This window comes from Brevibacillus sp. SAFN-007a (genome assembly GCF_051967035.1).
GTDB lineage: Bacteria > Bacillota > Bacilli > Brevibacillales > Brevibacillaceae > Brevibacillus.
Genome location: NZ_JBQCKK010000018.1, coordinates 1 through 14,769 on the forward strand (window position 1 = coordinate 1; position 14,769 = coordinate 14,769).

Below are 14,769 nucleotides of genomic sequence, written 5' to 3' on the forward strand. Positions count from 1 at the left end.
GGTGCCGGCGATAGGAATCGAACCCACAACCCCCTGATTACAAGTCAGGTGCTCTACCAATTGAGCTACACCGGCATTTGTTTTTTATCATTGCGAGCGTTTCGTTTCGTGTGTGTCCCGCTCACGAAATTTAATATAGCACGTCTCGTTTTTTAATGCAATAGAAAATCTAAAACTTTTTCATACGAATTAAAAACCAGCCGACTAACTAGCGAAAAGAGGGGCGGATCTGACTCCACCACTCTTCCTGCTCGCACCCACACCAAGAACCCCGTGCCATCATCCTACGCGAAATCCTTCGCCAAGCACCTCATGTGCCGGACATAAAATAATAAACGCATCAGGATCGACGGAGCGCACCATAATTTTCAGCTTGCTGACTTCGCTCTGGCTCACGACTGCCATGAGCACCTTGCGCGCATCTCCCGTGTATCCTCCCGATCCATCCAGCAAGGTAACGCCCCTATCCAGGTCATACAAAATCATTTCTCGCAACGAATCGGTTTCGTTGGAGATGATATAGGCAACTTTCGAGGTATTCCAGCCCATTTGCACAATATCAATCGTCTTGCTCGTCACAAATAAAGCAATAAGGGCATACAACGCTTTCTCCGGATCAAACACAATACCCGCAAACAAAATCACCAAGCCATCGAACACTGCTACGCAGGCGCCCAAGCTGATCCCCGTGAACTTGTGCAAAATTTGCGAGGCAATCGCAAACCCTCCGGTCGAGCCTCTGCCCCGAAACACGATGCCAATGCCCAGGCCCACCCCCATGCCTCCATAAATACTGGCGAGCAGCGGATTGGTGGTCAAAGGCTGCAAATGACTTGTGAGCATCACACACAGCGGCAACACGATCGAGCCAATCGCCGCCTTCATGCTGTATTGCCGATCAAGCAGCTTCATTCCCAGCAGGAACAACGGGATATTGCACGCCCATTGAACAACAGCCGGGGAAAATCCAAACAGATTGTGCAAGATTGTGGACAACCCGGAAACGCCGCCGGAAGCAATCTGGTTCGGGTTGAGAAAAAGGTTGAAGCTGGTCGCAAGCACCAAGGAACCGAGGAACAGCATAGCGTATTCCATCCCTTTTCTCTGCGGGCTGTTCCATGGAAGGGCTGTCCGTCTTTTTCGCGCCATATGGATTCACTCCTGACTTTTTCGCGTAAGCAAAATCCGCCCATACACTACCATGTTTTGGTCGAAAAGAAAACCCCTTTTGTTGTCCTTTCCCCTGTAAGATTTGCTGAATCCTGCCAAACATGCATGCCACCGTTGGGCTGCTCTTCCTTTCCCATGCTTTTGGTTTTGGCTTTGTCTTCCTTGGGAGATAATAGGGGGATAAACATACTGTAGGTGACATCACATGCAGAAGCCCGGAACCATCGGCATCCGTCAATTCACCATTCTCGTTACGCTCATTACCATCGGCGACTCCATTTTGATCCTGCCGGCTGCCATCGCAAAGGAAGCCGGACACGACGGTTGGCTCTCTGGCATCATCGGCGTGCTGGCAGGTCTGGCGGTTGTCTACCTCTACAGCATCATCAGCCACCTCTACCGGGAGCACACCCTGATCGGAAAAAATATGCTTATTTTCGGACGCTGGCTTGGCACCTGTCTGTCCCTTTTGTTTCTGTTCACGGTACTGATGAACGGCTCCGTCTACGTGCGCGCCATCGGCGATTTCATGACCTCGCAAATTTTAAAAGAAACGCCCAGCATTGCCGTCATATTTTTGCTCGTAGCGACCGCCCTCTTTGCTGTGCGCCTCGGCCTGGAGACATTCGCCCGCACCAGCGAAATTTTCTATGTCTGGTTCGTCTTGACCTTTCTCTCGTTTTTCTTCTTGCTGACGCCGCAGTTTTCCCTCCATCATTTGCAGCCTGTTTTGGAAAACGGCATCAACCCGGTCATCCGCGGCTCCTTTTCCGTGATCGCCTTTCCATTTACCGAGCTCATCATTTTTTTAATGATTACCCCTTTTGTCGATTCTTCGCAAAAGCTCACTCCTGCTTTCCTGCGCGGGGCGGCATACGGCGGAGTCTGTCTCATCGCGATTATCCTGCTGACGCTGTTGGTGCTTGGGCCAGCGCTGACCGCACAGGACAATTTTCCAAGCTACTCACTTGCAAAACGGATTCACGTCGGGGAGTTTTTTCAACGGCAGGAAGCCATGATGGCACTTATGTGGTTCGTCTCGATCTATTTTAAAGTGGTCACGTACATGTACGGCTTTTGTCTGGGGGTTCAGCAGCTTCTGAAACTGAAAGAATACCAGCTGCTTACCTACCCCACCTGTCTTTTGTTTGTGGTCGGGGCCATGATTCTTTTGCCGAATGAAAGATTTTTGCTGCAGGCGTATACATTTTGGCCGCTCTTCGATTTCACCGTTGCCATCCTGTACCCGCTGCTGCTGGTCGCCTGCTACCACATCCGGAAGCGAATCCGGAACAAGCCGACATCTCTATAAAAAATGCGAAAGAAATGCGAGGACGTCGGCTTGTTCCAGGGACAGACGCTTTTGGGTAGTCGGCTGGCTTCGCAACCCCTTCGCTTATCTGGAAGTTCTCCCAAATTTCGTCAAGCAACTTTTTCGCTTCCGGTTTCCCATGAGGAGCCGATCTGTAGTATAATGGCTCCGGGCGACAGCACGCCGCCCAACTGCATACGAAATCCGCGCGACTTGCGCGGGAGAGGTTCGCGAACTCCCTCTATAAAAAACTAAGGTAGACAACAGTACCGCTCCCTTGGTATTGTTTTGTTTTTTTACAGGAGCAGGTTCAAGAACTCTCTTTCTTCCATGACTACGATGAAGGAGATGGAGAGCATGAAAAACGAAAAAGCCGTCGTTGTATTCAGCGGAGGCCAGGACAGCACCACTTGCCTGTTCTGGGCCAAGCAGCAATTCGGCGAAGTAGAAACGATCACATTCGATTACGGACAACGGCACAAGCTGGAGATCGAATGCGCCCAGCAAATCGCCCGCGAGTTGGGCGTGGCCAACACCGTATTGGACATGAGCTTGCTGAATCAGCTCGCCCCCAATGCCCTAACCCGCACAGACATTGACATCACCCAGGAGGAAGGCCAGCTGCCTTCTACGTTTGTCGACGGCCGCAATTTGTTGTTCCTGTCGTTTGCCGGCGTGTTTGCCAAGCAAAAAGGAGCGCGCCATCTGGTCACAGGCGTTTGCGAAACAGACTTTAGCGGCTATCCCGACTGCCGCGACGCGTTTATCAAATCGCTCAATGTGACGCTCAACCTGTCGATGGACTATCCGTTTGTGATTCATACGCCGCTCATGTGGCTCAATAAAGCACAAACGTGGAAGCTGGCGGATGAACTGGGTGCCTTCCACTATATCCGCGAGAAAACCCTTACCTGCTACAACGGCATCAAAGGCGACGGCTGCGGCGAGTGCCCTGCCTGCCACCTGCGAAAAGCCGGGCTGGACGCGTATCTTTCCGAAAAAAATGAACAAGGAGCGCACGCCTGATGAGCGCCAACTTTGACTTTCGCATCGTTGACCGCATGCAGGAACTGGGCACCCATATCCAAAAATCGCAGCTGCGCTACCATAACAAACGCGTGCTGGTGAGCAAAGAGTTTACGTTTGACGCCGCCCACCATCTGCACGCCTACGAAGGCAAATGCAAAAATCTGCACGGCCACACGTACCGCGTCGTATTTGGCATCAGCGGCTACCCGGATGAAATCGGTCTGGTCATCGACTTTGGCGACATCAAGCAAATCTGGAAGGAGCATATCGAAATCTATCTCGACCACCGCTACCTGAACGAAATGCTGCCCCCGATGAACACGACCGCAGAAAACATGGTGGTCTGGCTGTTTGAACAAATGGAAGAGCAGCTCCAGTCTGACGCCTATCGCGATCGCTACCGCGGCGCTCGCGTCGAATTCGTCCGCCTGTTTGAAACACCGACGAGCTATGCCGAGGCGAGACGGGAGTGGATGATAGAGTGAGCATTCCCGTTCTGGAAATTTTCGGCCCGACGATTCAGGGGGAAGGCATGGTCATCGGCCAAAAGACGATGTTTGTCCGCACGGCAGGCTGCGACTACCGTTGTAGCTGGTGCGACTCCGCATTTACCTGGGATGGCTCGGCACGGGATGAAATCAGGCAGATGACGCCGGAGCAAATCTGGGCGGAGCTGGAGCGTCTGGGGAAAAACCGTTTTTCCCACGTCACGATCTCCGGCGGCAACCCGGCGCTTCTCGCAGGCATGGGCGAGCTTGTCTCGTTTTTGAAGGAGCGCGGCATTCGCACGGCGCTGGAGACACAAGGCAGCCGCTGGCAGGAATGGCTGCCCCTGATCGACGACATCACCCTTTCGCCGAAGCCGCCAAGCTCCGGCATGACCACCGACTACGCCATGCTCGATCGCATCGTCCACGCTTTGCTTGAGCGAAAGCATCCGGGGCTGAGCCTGAAGGTCGTCGTGTTTGACGACGCCGACTTCGCCTATGCGCGCGACATCCATCGGCGCTATCCGACGGTTCCCTTTTTCCTTCAGCCGGGAAATGGCGATCTCGTCAGCGCAAACACGCAGGAGCTGAGAGACAAGCTGTTGCAAAGCTTCGAGTGGCTGATCGACCAGACGATGGCCGCGCCCGATTTGAATGACGCCAAGGTGCTCCCGCAGCTCCACGCGCTGGTCTGGGGAAACAAGCGCGGGGTGTAGACATGTACGCGCAAGCGTGTAGATAAAAGGAAAAGCCAGGAACAGAGAAACCGAAACGAGGAGGAAACATCCATGAGCGAACAACAACGCGATCTGTCTTCCCTCACCCTTTTGGGCAACCAGGGAACGACTTACAGCTATTCCTACGATCCGAGCGTGCTGGAGTCTTTTGACAACAAGCACCCGTACCGCGATTACTTCGTCAAATTCAACTGTCCGGAATTCACCAGCCTGTGCCCGATTACCGGACAGCCGGATTTTGCCACCATCTACATCAGCTACATCCCGGACATCAAAATGGTCGAAAGCAAGTCGCTGAAGCTGTACCTGTTCAGCTTCCGCAACCACGGCGATTTCCACGAGGACTGCGTGAATATCATCATGAACGACCTGATTAAGCTGATGGACCCGAAATATATCGAGGTCTGGGGCAAATTCACCCCGCGCGGCGGCATCTCGATCGACCCGTACTGCAACTACGGCCGTCCAGGGACGAAGTATGAGGAGATGGCACATTATCGGTTGATGAATCATGATCTGTATCCGGAAAAGGTCGATAATCGCTAATACTCTCCACCGAAAAGGGAAAATCCTCCCCTCCGAGGATTTTCCCTTTTTTGGCAGGGACAAACTTTACGCTTTTTCAAAATCTTTTCCTATATTATAATAATCTGAAAAGGGGGTATAGCCATGGCAGTCAACGAATTCAACTTACCAACATCCCCACATGCCTTGAAAACGATCGAAAAAGAGCTTCCGATATTTGGCGTACAACCGGATCAAAATCTCGCAAGCGAGTTTCACAAGCGGTTGATCCAGATGATTGCGGAATTCGAGCTTGCGCTGGATGAACAGCACGAGGTCGGGATGCGGTTAGTCTCCTTTGGACAAAGCGTCACGCTGCGCGTGGAAGGAATCGGCTATTTCAACCCGAGCCTGATCCGTTTCTTCGGAACCACGGAAGCCGGTGTGCCAGTGGAGCTGATCCAGCATATTTCGCAAATCAGCTTTCTGTTGATGGCCGTCAAAAAAGTCGATCCTGACACCCCTCCCAAGCGCATTGGGTTCATGCCGCCGGCAGATGAGAAAGAAGACGTGTGACAGCGTCTTCTTTTTTGTCATTCGCTAACGAGAAACCCTGCTACAAACCGTCAGGAGGTGGTTGCGTATGCATCCGAAGCACGTCCCCCGTTAATCCCGTGGCCCTCCATTCGTGTTCATGTGACCGCTCACCTACCAAAAACACCAAGGGAGATGTGTCCAAATGAACGTGAATGGACCTGTACAAATCACGCGCAGCGAACGGCTGCACACTTGCCAGGACATCGCTGGCAGACTGCATCACGTGTACGGGGCAAAAATTTTGGCGATCGGCGTCTACGGCTCTGTTGCCCGCGGGACAGACGGCCCCTTTTCGGATATCGAAATGTTTTGTGTGCTAAAAGAGTCGGACGAAGACGTCGATTTCAGCCACGAATGGTCTGCCGGGCCATGGAAGGCCGAAGTGAACGTGTTGAGTGCCAATGTGCTACTGGACGCGGCAGCCACGGTTGACGAAAGCTGGCCGCTGTCGCACGGTGCGTTTTTTGCTCCGCTCGCTCTGTACGACCCGAAGGACTTTTTTGCCACGCTGAAAAAGGCGGCGCACTCGCCAGACCAGAAAGCATTCACACAGGCGATCAACGGCGTGCTCGTCGGGGAAATGTACGAGTTCATCGGCAAGCTACGCAATGCCCGTCTGGATGGCCCGCACACCTACTTGCCCTCTCTCGCCATGCAATTTGCCCATTACGGCGCAATGCTGATCGGGCTGCACCATCGCGCCTGCTATTCGACGGGCGCCCAGGTGCTGCCGGAGTCGCTCCTGCTGCCAGAGCGCCCGCATGGCTACGACCGGGTGGCGCAGCTGGTCATGTCGGGCGAGTTGGCTGATCCGGCAAAAATCGTGGCGGCGTGCGAACAGTTTTGGAGCGGACTGCACAGCTGGGCAGCCAAGCACCACTACGTGATTCACACGAAGCGTATTCCTTTTGGATCCGATCAGAAAATGCATACTGGAGCGATCGGTCTGCTCTGTCAGCAAAAGCGCAAAAGCCCCGGACACCACCAGGCTGACAACCCCGGCTGCTCTCGCTATGCGCTTTTGTACGAAAAAGCCCGCTCCCTTACGCTGCGAGCGACAAGGAACGGGCTTCCTATCGTTACTTGTTGAAGGCGATTTGCGATTCGAGCATGTGCTGCACGAACACATCGGCGAACGCCTCAGCCGTATTGTAGCCTTCTTCCAGCGTGTTGTTTGTTCCGCCGAACTCGAGAAGCAGGCTCCCCGAAGAAATCGACTGGTTGTACACGCCGTTTCCTTCGTTCTTCCCTTTTAAAATAACGCCGCGCGACAAGCCGGGATAATAGGCTTCCAGGCGCGCATGCAGGGCATCGGCCAGCTTCTTGTTTTCCAGATAGTTCGGGTTGGCTGTGCCGATGACGAACAAGATGCGCGAGTACGTCTTGCCGTTGATCGTGATCGCCACCTTGCTGCGCGGCTCGTCGCTGTCCCGGTGGATATCGAAAATGTACTTCAGGTTCGGGCTGGCCGACGCTGCGGCCGCCACTGCCTTGTACGATTCGGTGTACGACATCGCATAGCTTTTCTTCTGCTCGGCGAGCTTTTGGGCGAAGTCGTCCTGATTGACCATCGCGGGAATGCCTTTTGCCTGCAGAATGTCCCCCAGCCGCTTGCCGACCAGCGTGATGTTGATTTCAGGGTCGTCCACGGAGCTGCCCTGGGTGTTGCGCGCGACGTTACGCCACGACTCGCGGTTGTGCGTGTGGTAAATATAGACGGTTTCATTGCCGATCATGCCCTGGTTGTAGCCTACTCCCGATGCCCCTGGACCGCCCTGCGAGGGGCTGCCCGCCGCAGGGATGCGATCGACGATCCAGCCTGCGATATAGGCAAGCGAATGGTCAGGCATTCGGATGACGTACCAGTCTCCCACTGTCTGCACAATCGGGAAGGTTTGGCCAGGCTGAACGTTGCCGACAACAGGGTAGTTCGTGCCAGGGCCGCTACGCAAATTGGTATCGGCGTTTCTCACGCGAATCGACGCTTCGGCGGGAGCGGGAGCCGGTGCCGGCTGCACCGGATGATCGACGGCAGGCGGTGGCGTCGCCTGGCCTGTCTCATCCGCGACGATCGGTTTGAATAGGTACGCGTAGGTGCCGTAGTAGTCAATCGTGTACCAGCCGTCCGCATAGCCGTAATGGGTAATCGTGGAGCCGCCGTTGACCTGTCCGATGACGGTACCCAAAAAGTCGGGCGAGGCATATACCTCGTAGCTCTCGTTCAGGACGAGCGAGCCTACTCCCAGCCCGCTCGGCACCTCCGGCACAGTCGGAACGGGAAGCGGTTGCGGCGCCGGTACCGGGGCGGGAGCGGGCGCAGGTGGCGGCGCTGGCGCAGGAGTTGGAGCGGGTGGCGGCGCCGTCGTTTCCGTCAAAAAGCGTGCGTTGACCCAGCCGCTCGCCTTGTCGGACAGCTTGATCTGCGCCCACTCGCCTTGTTTTTTCACTTGCAGGAATACGCCGTTCTTGTCGATGATTTGCAAAATTCGGGAGGTTGCATGCGGCTCTGCCCGCACATTCAGCATGTCCACGTTGCTTTTTACGTATTTCAATGGAGGAATCTCAAGCATTTTGACGTACTTGTTGTTGACCCAGCCTGTTTTCCCGTTGCTGAGCTTGACTTGCGTCCACTCTTTTTGTCCTTGTACGATCGGCAGCCGTGTCGCTTTCGAGATCGTGCCGACGATCTGGGAGGTTGTTCCTGGCGTACTGCGAATATTCAACTGATCGACCGTTACCTCGACATGTGTAGCTGCCTGTGCAATCGAAGCCGGCAGCAGCAAAATCAGGCAGCAGGCAGCGAGAACGCTGGTTTTTACGCGTGCAAGCAAGATTCTCTGTCCCCTTTTGTATAGAGATCGTTAGCAGGACTGGAAAATCCAGCCTGTCAGTAAAAGGTTCGCGACCCACCAGCATTTTCCTTCATCTTCCGACATCTTTTCCTGTCAAAACGACACAAAAAAAGAGAAGGCCGCAAGCGCTTCCTTCCCTCTTTCCCGCCCGAAGCAAACATGCCTCAGCCGCTTCTCCCAACCGTACAAGGACGCGCGAAAAAGCCGAGATTGTCCAGACAAAAGCTCCCCGTCCCAACATTGGAAAAGGGGAGCTTGCTCGTTTGATCCGCCCTTCTTGGTTATTCCTTCGTGGCCCATTTGAAATCGATGTAGCCCAAATTGTCCATGACAACGCCCTTCACACTCTCGTCCTGCACCCAATTGCTTACGTAGAAATAAATCGGCAGCACAGGCATTTCTTCCATCAGGATCGCTTCCGCTTCCGTCAGCCATTGCTTGCGCTTCGCGGGGTCCGCCTCTTTCGCCGCCTGGTCGAGAAGCGACTGGTACAGCTTGTTTTCCCAGTTCGTCTGGTTGTTCCCGCCCTTTTTCTCGTAGAACAGCTCCAAAAAATTCGAAGCATCGTCGTAGTCCGCCATCCAGCCCATCCGTCCGATTTGGTACTTGCCCGTGCTCATCTGCTCCAAAAAGACTTTCCAATCCTCTTCCACCAGCTTCACGTCAGCGCCCAGCGTCTCTTTCCACTGCTTTTGAAGTTCAAGCGCAATATTTTTGTGGACTTCCGAGCGATTCGAGGACAGCGAGATCGGCGGGAGCTTGCTGATTCCCAGTTCCTTCATTCCTTCTGCCAAAAGCTTTTTCGCTGTCTCACGATCGTTGTCCTTGAAGTAGAGGGATTGCTTCTCGCCATGGGTGACAGGCACGATTGCCGTGGCGGGGACCTGGTTCCCCTTGGTCACCGTCTCGACAATCGTCTGGCGGTTCACCGCGTAGGCGAACGCTTTGCGGATTTTCGCATTGGTAAAAGGGAGCTGCTCCGTATTGAACTTGTACCCGTAGACACCCGCGATCGGCTTCGTGTGCAAAAGCCCTTTTTCCTTCAGCAGCGGCAACGCTTCTAGCGGAAGCTGTCCGGGAGCGCCCGCCCAGTCCAACTCGCCTGAATCGAACAGGGCCAGCTCCGTCGCCGCATCCTCGACCATCAAGAAAGCGAGCTTGTCCAGCTTCACGGCCGCCTGATCCCAATACACCGCATTTTTCACCAACGTGATCTGCTCGGAGGGTGTCCGGGAAGCGAGCTTGTACGGACCGTTTCCGACATGTGTCGAGACGTCATCCGCCCATGTCGGATTCGCGGTCACGACCTTCTGGTTGACCGGAAAAAAGGTCGGGAAGGCTGTCAGCAGGGCAAAATAAGGAGTCGGCTCCTCCAGCACGACGCGCAGCGTCTTGGCGTCAACCGCCTTCACCCCTACTGCGTCCAGCTCCACCATGCCGATGCTGGCCTTTTTGGCATTTTGAATCGGATAGAGCTGAAAGGCGTAGCTGCTCCCTGTTTTCGGGTCGAGAACCCGCTTCCACGCATATTCAAAATCGTGGGCCGTCACCGGATCGCCATTGCTCCATGCGGCATCGCGCAAATGAAACGTGTACGTCTTCAAATCTTCGGACACGTCGATCTTGTGCGCCATGGAAGGCTGCATCTTTCCATCCGGGCCAAGGCGAACAAGGCCGTCGTACATCGCCCTGGCCAGCATGAACGATAATTCATCCTCTGCCAGACCCGGGTCGATCGTGGGCGGCTCCGAAAACAAATTCAGCCGCAATTCTTTCTCGGTAGCGACTGGCCTGGCTGTCACAGGCTTTGCTTCACTGGCTGCCGCATATCCAGCGCAGGAGGCAACCAATCCGGCGGCTACCAATCCATTCAGAATGCTTCTGCTGCGTAGCTTCATCGCCATTCTCCTTTTATTCCAGTTTTTAAACTTTACATATAATACCAAAATTTCAAACCGGATACAATCGGAACAAAAGCAGCGGCTACCGCCTCCAGCGATCCTGCCAAAATCCTGCGGAGTCAGTCTCGCGAAAAAACAAAGCCGTTTGGCAGCAGCACGTTTTGCCAGACGGTCGGCTCGCTTGCAGACTGCTGGGAAAACGCTCGTCGTCATCGGCTCTTCCTCGACAGCCGAAATCAGTTAAAATAAGAGACAGTTACAAAAAACGAGGTGAATGCGCCCATGGCTTATTTGGAAGAAAGCACGTTCCTTGCCTTTCTCGCCTTTTCGATTTTTTTCCTGGTCGCCTACAAGCTGGATCAGATTTCGTTCGTCGCCTTCGTCGTTTCCTTGATCGCGACAGCGTTGGTGCATGCTGCCTTTTACATGCTCATGCTGAAATACTGGCCGCTTTTTTAACCGCGTTTATTTTCCTTTCCCATGGATCGGCAGCGAAAAATAAAAAGCGACGCCTGTCTTCGTATTTCGCACGCCGTAGGAGGCTTCATGCAGCTCCAGAATGTGCCGCACGATGGCAAGGCCAAGCCCGGTTCCCCCTGTCTTGCGGTTTCGCGAGCGCTCGATCCGGTAAAAGCGGTCCCAGACAAAAGCGAGCTGTTCCTGCGGGATCTGTTCGCCTTCATTTTCAATCGTGACGTGCAGGGCTTGCGCCTCGCCTTCGATCCGCACGGCAATCTCGCTGCCCGGGTTCGCATGGCGAATGGCGTTGACCAGCATGTTGAACAGGACCTGCTCGATTTTTTCCTGGTCGGCGTACAGGGCTTGCTCGTTCGCCAAAATCGTCACGGCCCGCAGCTCTTTTTCGCGGAAAGGATGCATCAGCCGCTCGACGATCTCCTCGGCCAGCTCGCTTAGGAAAAACCAGCTCTTTTTCAGCTTGATCGTCTTCGACTCCAGCTTGGCCAGCTCCAGCAAATCGCGGACGAGCTCCTCCATTTTTTCGGTCTCGTCGAGGATGACGGCGATGTAGCGCTCGCGCTTGTTTTCGCCGACGCCGTCCCGCAGTCCTTCCGCGAAGCTTTTCACGATGCTCAGCGGCGTTTTCAGCTCGTGCGAGGCATTGGAGACAAACTCCTTCTGAATCAGCTCCATCCGCTTTTTGTGGTCCATCTCGCTGCGCAGTTGTTCGTTGGCTTGTTGCAACTCCCGCAGCGTCACGTCCAGCTTTTCCGCCATCGTGTTCAGACTGCGCGCCAGGCTGCCGAACTCGTCGTTGCGAATGATCGGCGACTTGACCGAAAAGTCGAGCCGCGCCATGCGCAGGGCGCTTTGGTTCAGAGAGAGCAAGGGCTTGGTGACGATTTTGGACAAAAACAGGGACAACACCAGGATCAGCGCGAAGCCGCCGATGCCGATGTAGACGTAAAACAGTCGCAGCGCGTCATTCGCCTCGCTGATTTGCTGCAAGGAGGTCAAGGCGACAACCAGCTCGCTCAGTTGCCCGTCCCGTACGATCGGGTGAATCGCGACGAGGCTGCGTACGCCGCTCCACGGCTCCACCCATTCCTCCTCCAGCACACTCCCGCCCGCCAGCGTGCGTTTGCGCTCCTCCGATAGCGGGAACAAGTCTTTCAGGACATGGAACAGGATGCCTTGCCGCAAATTCCACTGGTTGGGCGCTGGCAAAAACAACTCCGTAATTTCGCCGGAGACCGTCGAAAGCGCAAGCGTCGCATCGCTTGCGCGCAGCGTGCCGATATCGGCTGCCCCCGCTTTTTTGATGACGCGTGGATAAAACATCTCTTGCAGCAGCCCTTCCTCAAAGACGCCCAGCGCTTCAATCCGGTCGCCTTTGTGCAGATTAGCGTTCACGAGGGCGCTGCGATCTTCCTCCGGGAGCAGGGACAGCGAAATTTTTACGCTTTTGCCTGCGGCATCGCGAATGACGATGCGGAACGGATTGTCGTACTTCACCTGGCCGTTCGGGTTGACAATCACCAGTTGCGTCTTGTTGCGGCTGATAAACGCTGACAGCTCGCGGGCCATGCTCTCGGCATCCCATTTTCGCGACACATACTCATGGGAAAAGGCTTCGAGCTTCTTCTCCAGGTCGTCCAGTTTTTTGGATTGATAAAATTGCTCAAAAAAAAGCAACTGACCGATCATGACAATCGTATAAAACAACAGGAAACACGACGACGTGATGGCAAACAGCTTGAATGTGACGCCCCACTTTTTCATCGGTCTTCCTCGAACGTATAGCCTGCCTTGATGACAGTGCGAATGTGCCGGGCTTCGCTGCCGAGCTTGCTGCGCAGCTTCTTGATATGGGTATCGACGACGCGCAAATCGCCAAAGTAGTCGAAGCCCCAGACGTGATCCATAATCGTTTCCCGCGACAGCACAATCCCGGCATTTTTAATCAGATAGACGAGCAGCTCGTACTCCTTGGGCGCGAGGTCGATTTCTTCGCCTCTGATCTTCATGCGCCGCGCATGCCGATTGATGACGACCTCGCCGAAGCGCAACAGATGATCGGTCCCTCTGACTGTGCCCTCTACCCGCTTCATCAAGGAGTTGGCCTTGGCGACCAGTACGCGCGGGCTGAACGGCTTCGTGACGTAATCGTCTGCGCCAAGCCCGAAGCCTTGCATCTTGTCGTCTTCTTCCGATTTGGCGGTGAGAATGATGATCGGCACATCAGAGGTTGCCCGGATTTCTTTGCAAACCGTCCAGCCGTCCATCTCCGGCAGCAAAATGTCCAGGATGACCAGATCGACCCGGAGGCTTTCCAGCATCTGCATGGCCTGCTTTCCGTTTTCCGCTTCGTGTACCATCCATTGCTCCTGCTCGAAGTAGTCCGCGACGATTTCGCGGATGCGGCTCTCGTCTTCGACAAGCAGCACCTGTCGACTCATCGATGTCTCCCTCCTTGGGGGGTGTGAGATTTACAGCATTCGCCAAAAAAAGACACAGGAAATACACATCGTTGCGGTAAGCTTAGCATAGAAAACTAGCGCGTCTCGAAATGGGAAAGGATGTTTTCATGAATTTGCTCACCGTCTTGCAACACAAGGATTTCAGACGTTTCGGTATTTTGGCGTTGTTTTGCCTCCTGCTCTACTCGCTCGGGGGCATGCTGAATGTCGTTTTGCTTACTTTTCTCGTCACCTTTTTGATGGATCGGCTGCACCTGATCCTGACCAAGGCGACGCACAAGCTCGTGCCTGTCCATCCCAAATTGATTCTCATAGCCCTCTACCTGCTGCTGGCGATCTTTCTGGTAGGCGGAGGGATGAAAGCTTTCCCGGCCTTGATTCATCAAACCGGGCAATTGATCCGCCTCATCGAGCAAGCGGTGCGGGAGATCCAGCATAACGAATTTGCGCCTTATCTCATGTCCGCTTTAGACAAGCTTGACATGAAGGGGCTTGTCATGGGGAGTCTTGACTTTTTGACGGTTGTCAAGAACATGGGCTTCAATCTGTTTCTGGCACTGTTGCTCAGCCTCTTTTTCCTGCTGGGCAAGGACAACGTGATCGCCTTTACGGCGCAGTTCCGCACCAGCAAGCTGTCGTGGCTGTACAACGAAATCGAATATTTCAGCCAGACGTTTATTTTGACCTTTGGCAAAGTGATTGAAACCCAGCTGCTGATCGCCCTGTTCAACACCGTGTTCACGGTCATCGGCTTGTGGATTCTCGACTTCCCGAACCTGTTTGGGCTGTCGCTGATGGTGTTCGTGCTCGGGCTCATCCCCGTGGCCGGCGTCATTATTTCCATGATTCCGCTCAGTGCCATCGCCTTTAGCATCGGCGGCTTGCCTACCGTGATCTACCTGCTGGCGTTCATCCTGCTGATTCACGCCCTGGAGGCGTACGTCCTGAATCCTCGCCTGATGGCGTCGAAGACCCATCTGCCGATTTTTTACACGTTCGTCGTCCTGATCTTCTCCGAGCACTTCTTCGGCGTCTGGGGACTGATCGTGGGGATTCCGTCGTTTGTGTTTTTGCTCGACATTTTGGAAGTGAAAAAAATGGGCATGCCGATGCCCAAAAACAGACCCGTTTCCAAAGAAGTGCTGGACGTACCGGTCAATGCCAAATAGCCAAGCAGGTTGCCAAACCAAAAGGAGCCCTTTTCGAGCGGGCTCCTTTTGGCGTTCGCTTCTCTTGCCAG

At 54.4% G+C, this 14,769-nt stretch carries 13 protein-coding genes, 1 tRNA gene, 1 pseudogene and 1 riboswitch; of the genes and pseudogenes, 9 read left to right on the plus strand and 6 right to left on the minus strand.

From position 1 onward, the window contains the following. Positions 1-2 precede the first annotated feature (2 nt). Both ACTHO6_RS16860 and ACTHO6_RS16865 read right to left on the minus strand, forming a co-directional pair. Positions 3-75 (minus strand) — tRNA-Thr (locus ACTHO6_RS16860). A 204-nt stretch (positions 76-279) separates the two neighbouring features. Then, entirely contained in the window at positions 280-1,149 is an 870-nt protein-coding gene (locus ACTHO6_RS16865; RefSeq protein ID WP_440242920.1) for a YitT family protein, read from the minus strand. A 226-nt stretch (positions 1,150-1,375) separates the two neighbouring features. Here ACTHO6_RS16865 and ACTHO6_RS16870 point away from each other — a divergent pair, with 226 nt between their 5' ends. From ACTHO6_RS16870 to ACTHO6_RS16900, 7 genes and pseudogenes are all read left to right on the plus strand, one after another. Beyond that, the gene (locus tag ACTHO6_RS16870) at positions 1,376-2,482 is read left to right on the plus strand and encodes a GerAB/ArcD/ProY family transporter (protein ID WP_440242921.1); all 1,107 of its coding nucleotides are present in this window, start codon (positions 1,376-1,378) and stop codon (positions 2,480-2,482) included. Between the two features lie 217 nt (positions 2,483-2,699). Then, a riboswitch (PreQ1 riboswitch) is annotated at positions 2,700-2,743 on the plus strand. A gap of 96 nt (positions 2,744-2,839) precedes the next feature. Then, positions 2,840-3,508, plus strand: a complete 669-nt coding sequence (gene queC / locus ACTHO6_RS16875) for a 7-cyano-7-deazaguanine synthase QueC (protein ID WP_440242922.1) — start codon at positions 2,840-2,842, stop codon at positions 3,506-3,508. Further along, a complete protein-coding gene (gene queD, locus ACTHO6_RS16880) occupies positions 3,508-3,996 on the plus strand; it encodes a 6-carboxytetrahydropterin synthase QueD (RefSeq protein ID WP_440242923.1) in 489 nt (162 codons plus the stop codon). Before queC ends, queD begins: the two co-directional genes overlap by 1 nt. Beyond that, positions 3,993-4,715 carry a 7-carboxy-7-deazaguanine synthase QueE gene (gene queE, locus ACTHO6_RS16885; protein ID WP_440242924.1) on the plus strand — a complete coding sequence of 241 codons (723 nt, stop codon included), beginning with the start codon at positions 3,993-3,995 and terminating at the stop codon, positions 4,713-4,715. The genes queD and queE overlap by 4 nt, the downstream gene beginning before the upstream one ends. Positions 4,716-4,787: 72 nt before the next feature. Beyond that, positions 4,788-5,282 (plus strand): preQ(1) synthase, encoded by a 495-nt coding sequence (gene queF / locus ACTHO6_RS16890; RefSeq protein ID WP_440242925.1) that lies wholly within the window; start codon positions 4,788-4,790, stop codon positions 5,280-5,282. Between the two features lie 123 nt (positions 5,283-5,405). After that, positions 5,406-5,816, plus strand: coding sequence for a DUF6173 family protein (locus tag ACTHO6_RS16895; RefSeq protein WP_440242926.1), 411 nt, complete (start codon positions 5,406-5,408; stop codon positions 5,814-5,816). 163 nt (positions 5,817-5,979) lie between these two features. Next, positions 5,980-6,747 (plus strand): annotated as a pseudogene (locus ACTHO6_RS16900) (ANT(4')-I family aminoglycoside nucleotidyltransferase); the annotation flags it as partial. A 169-nt stretch (positions 6,748-6,916) separates the two neighbouring features. Here ACTHO6_RS16900 and spoIIP read toward each other — a convergent pair. Both spoIIP and ACTHO6_RS16910 read right to left on the minus strand, forming a co-directional pair. Next, positions 6,917-8,668: a stage II sporulation protein P gene (gene spoIIP, locus ACTHO6_RS16905; RefSeq protein WP_440242927.1), complete on the minus strand. Its 1,752-nt coding sequence runs from the start codon at positions 8,666-8,668 to the stop codon at positions 6,917-6,919. A gap of 302 nt (positions 8,669-8,970) precedes the next feature. Continuing rightward, positions 8,971-10,587: a peptide ABC transporter substrate-binding protein gene (locus tag ACTHO6_RS16910; RefSeq protein ID WP_440242928.1), complete on the minus strand. Its 1,617-nt coding sequence runs from the start codon at positions 10,585-10,587 to the stop codon at positions 8,971-8,973. A 285-nt stretch (positions 10,588-10,872) separates the two neighbouring features. Here ACTHO6_RS16910 and ACTHO6_RS16915 point away from each other — a divergent pair, with 285 nt between their 5' ends. After that, positions 10,873-11,049: a hypothetical protein gene (locus tag ACTHO6_RS16915; RefSeq protein WP_440242929.1), complete on the plus strand. Its 177-nt coding sequence runs from the start codon at positions 10,873-10,875 to the stop codon at positions 11,047-11,049. A gap of 6 nt (positions 11,050-11,055) precedes the next feature. On the opposite strand, the gene ACTHO6_RS16920 is transcribed toward ACTHO6_RS16915, so the two are convergent. Both ACTHO6_RS16920 and ACTHO6_RS16925 read right to left on the minus strand, forming a co-directional pair. Next, on the minus strand, positions 11,056-12,831 hold the full coding sequence (locus ACTHO6_RS16920) for an ATP-binding protein (RefSeq protein WP_440242930.1): 1,776 nt from the start codon (positions 12,829-12,831) through the stop codon (positions 11,056-11,058). Next, positions 12,828-13,508: a response regulator transcription factor gene (locus tag ACTHO6_RS16925; protein ID WP_440242931.1), complete on the minus strand. Its 681-nt coding sequence runs from the start codon at positions 13,506-13,508 to the stop codon at positions 12,828-12,830. Before ACTHO6_RS16925 ends, ACTHO6_RS16920 begins: the two co-directional genes overlap by 4 nt. Positions 13,509-13,636: 128 nt before the next feature. Between ACTHO6_RS16925 and ACTHO6_RS16930 the strand changes: the two genes are divergently transcribed. Beyond that, positions 13,637-14,698: an AI-2E family transporter gene (locus ACTHO6_RS16930; RefSeq protein ID WP_440242932.1), complete on the plus strand. Its 1,062-nt coding sequence runs from the start codon at positions 13,637-13,639 to the stop codon at positions 14,696-14,698. Positions 14,699-14,769: the final 71 nt, after the last annotated feature.

Excerpts from the sequence above, each read along its gene's own strand:
- queF (WP_440242925.1), top strand. The coding sequence starts at position 4,788 with ATGAGCGAACAACAACGCGATCTGTCTTCCCTCACCCTTTTGGGCAAC.
- ACTHO6_RS16925 (WP_440242931.1), bottom strand. The coding sequence starts at position 13,508 with ATGAGTCGACAGGTGCTGCTTGTCGAAGACGAGAGCCGCATCCGCGAA.
- ACTHO6_RS16870 (WP_440242921.1), top strand. The coding sequence starts at position 1,376 with ATGCAGAAGCCCGGAACCATCGGCATCCGTCAATTCACCATTCTCGTT.
- ACTHO6_RS16895 (WP_440242926.1), top strand. The coding sequence starts at position 5,406 with ATGGCAGTCAACGAATTCAACTTACCAACATCCCCACATGCCTTGAAA.
- ACTHO6_RS16915 (WP_440242929.1), top strand. The coding sequence starts at position 10,873 with ATGGCTTATTTGGAAGAAAGCACGTTCCTTGCCTTTCTCGCCTTTTCG.
- ACTHO6_RS16930 (WP_440242932.1), top strand. The coding sequence starts at position 13,637 with ATGAATTTGCTCACCGTCTTGCAACACAAGGATTTCAGACGTTTCGGT.
- queC (WP_440242922.1), top strand. The coding sequence starts at position 2,840 with ATGAAAAACGAAAAAGCCGTCGTTGTATTCAGCGGAGGCCAGGACAGC.
- ACTHO6_RS16920 (WP_440242930.1), bottom strand. The coding sequence starts at position 12,831 with ATGAAAAAGTGGGGCGTCACATTCAAGCTGTTTGCCATCACGTCGTCG.
- ACTHO6_RS16865 (WP_440242920.1), bottom strand. The coding sequence starts at position 1,149 with ATGGCGCGAAAAAGACGGACAGCCCTTCCATGGAACAGCCCGCAGAGA.
- ACTHO6_RS16910 (WP_440242928.1), bottom strand. The coding sequence starts at position 10,587 with ATGAAGCTACGCAGCAGAAGCATTCTGAATGGATTGGTAGCCGCCGGA.
- queD (WP_440242923.1), top strand. The coding sequence starts at position 3,508 with ATGAGCGCCAACTTTGACTTTCGCATCGTTGACCGCATGCAGGAACTG.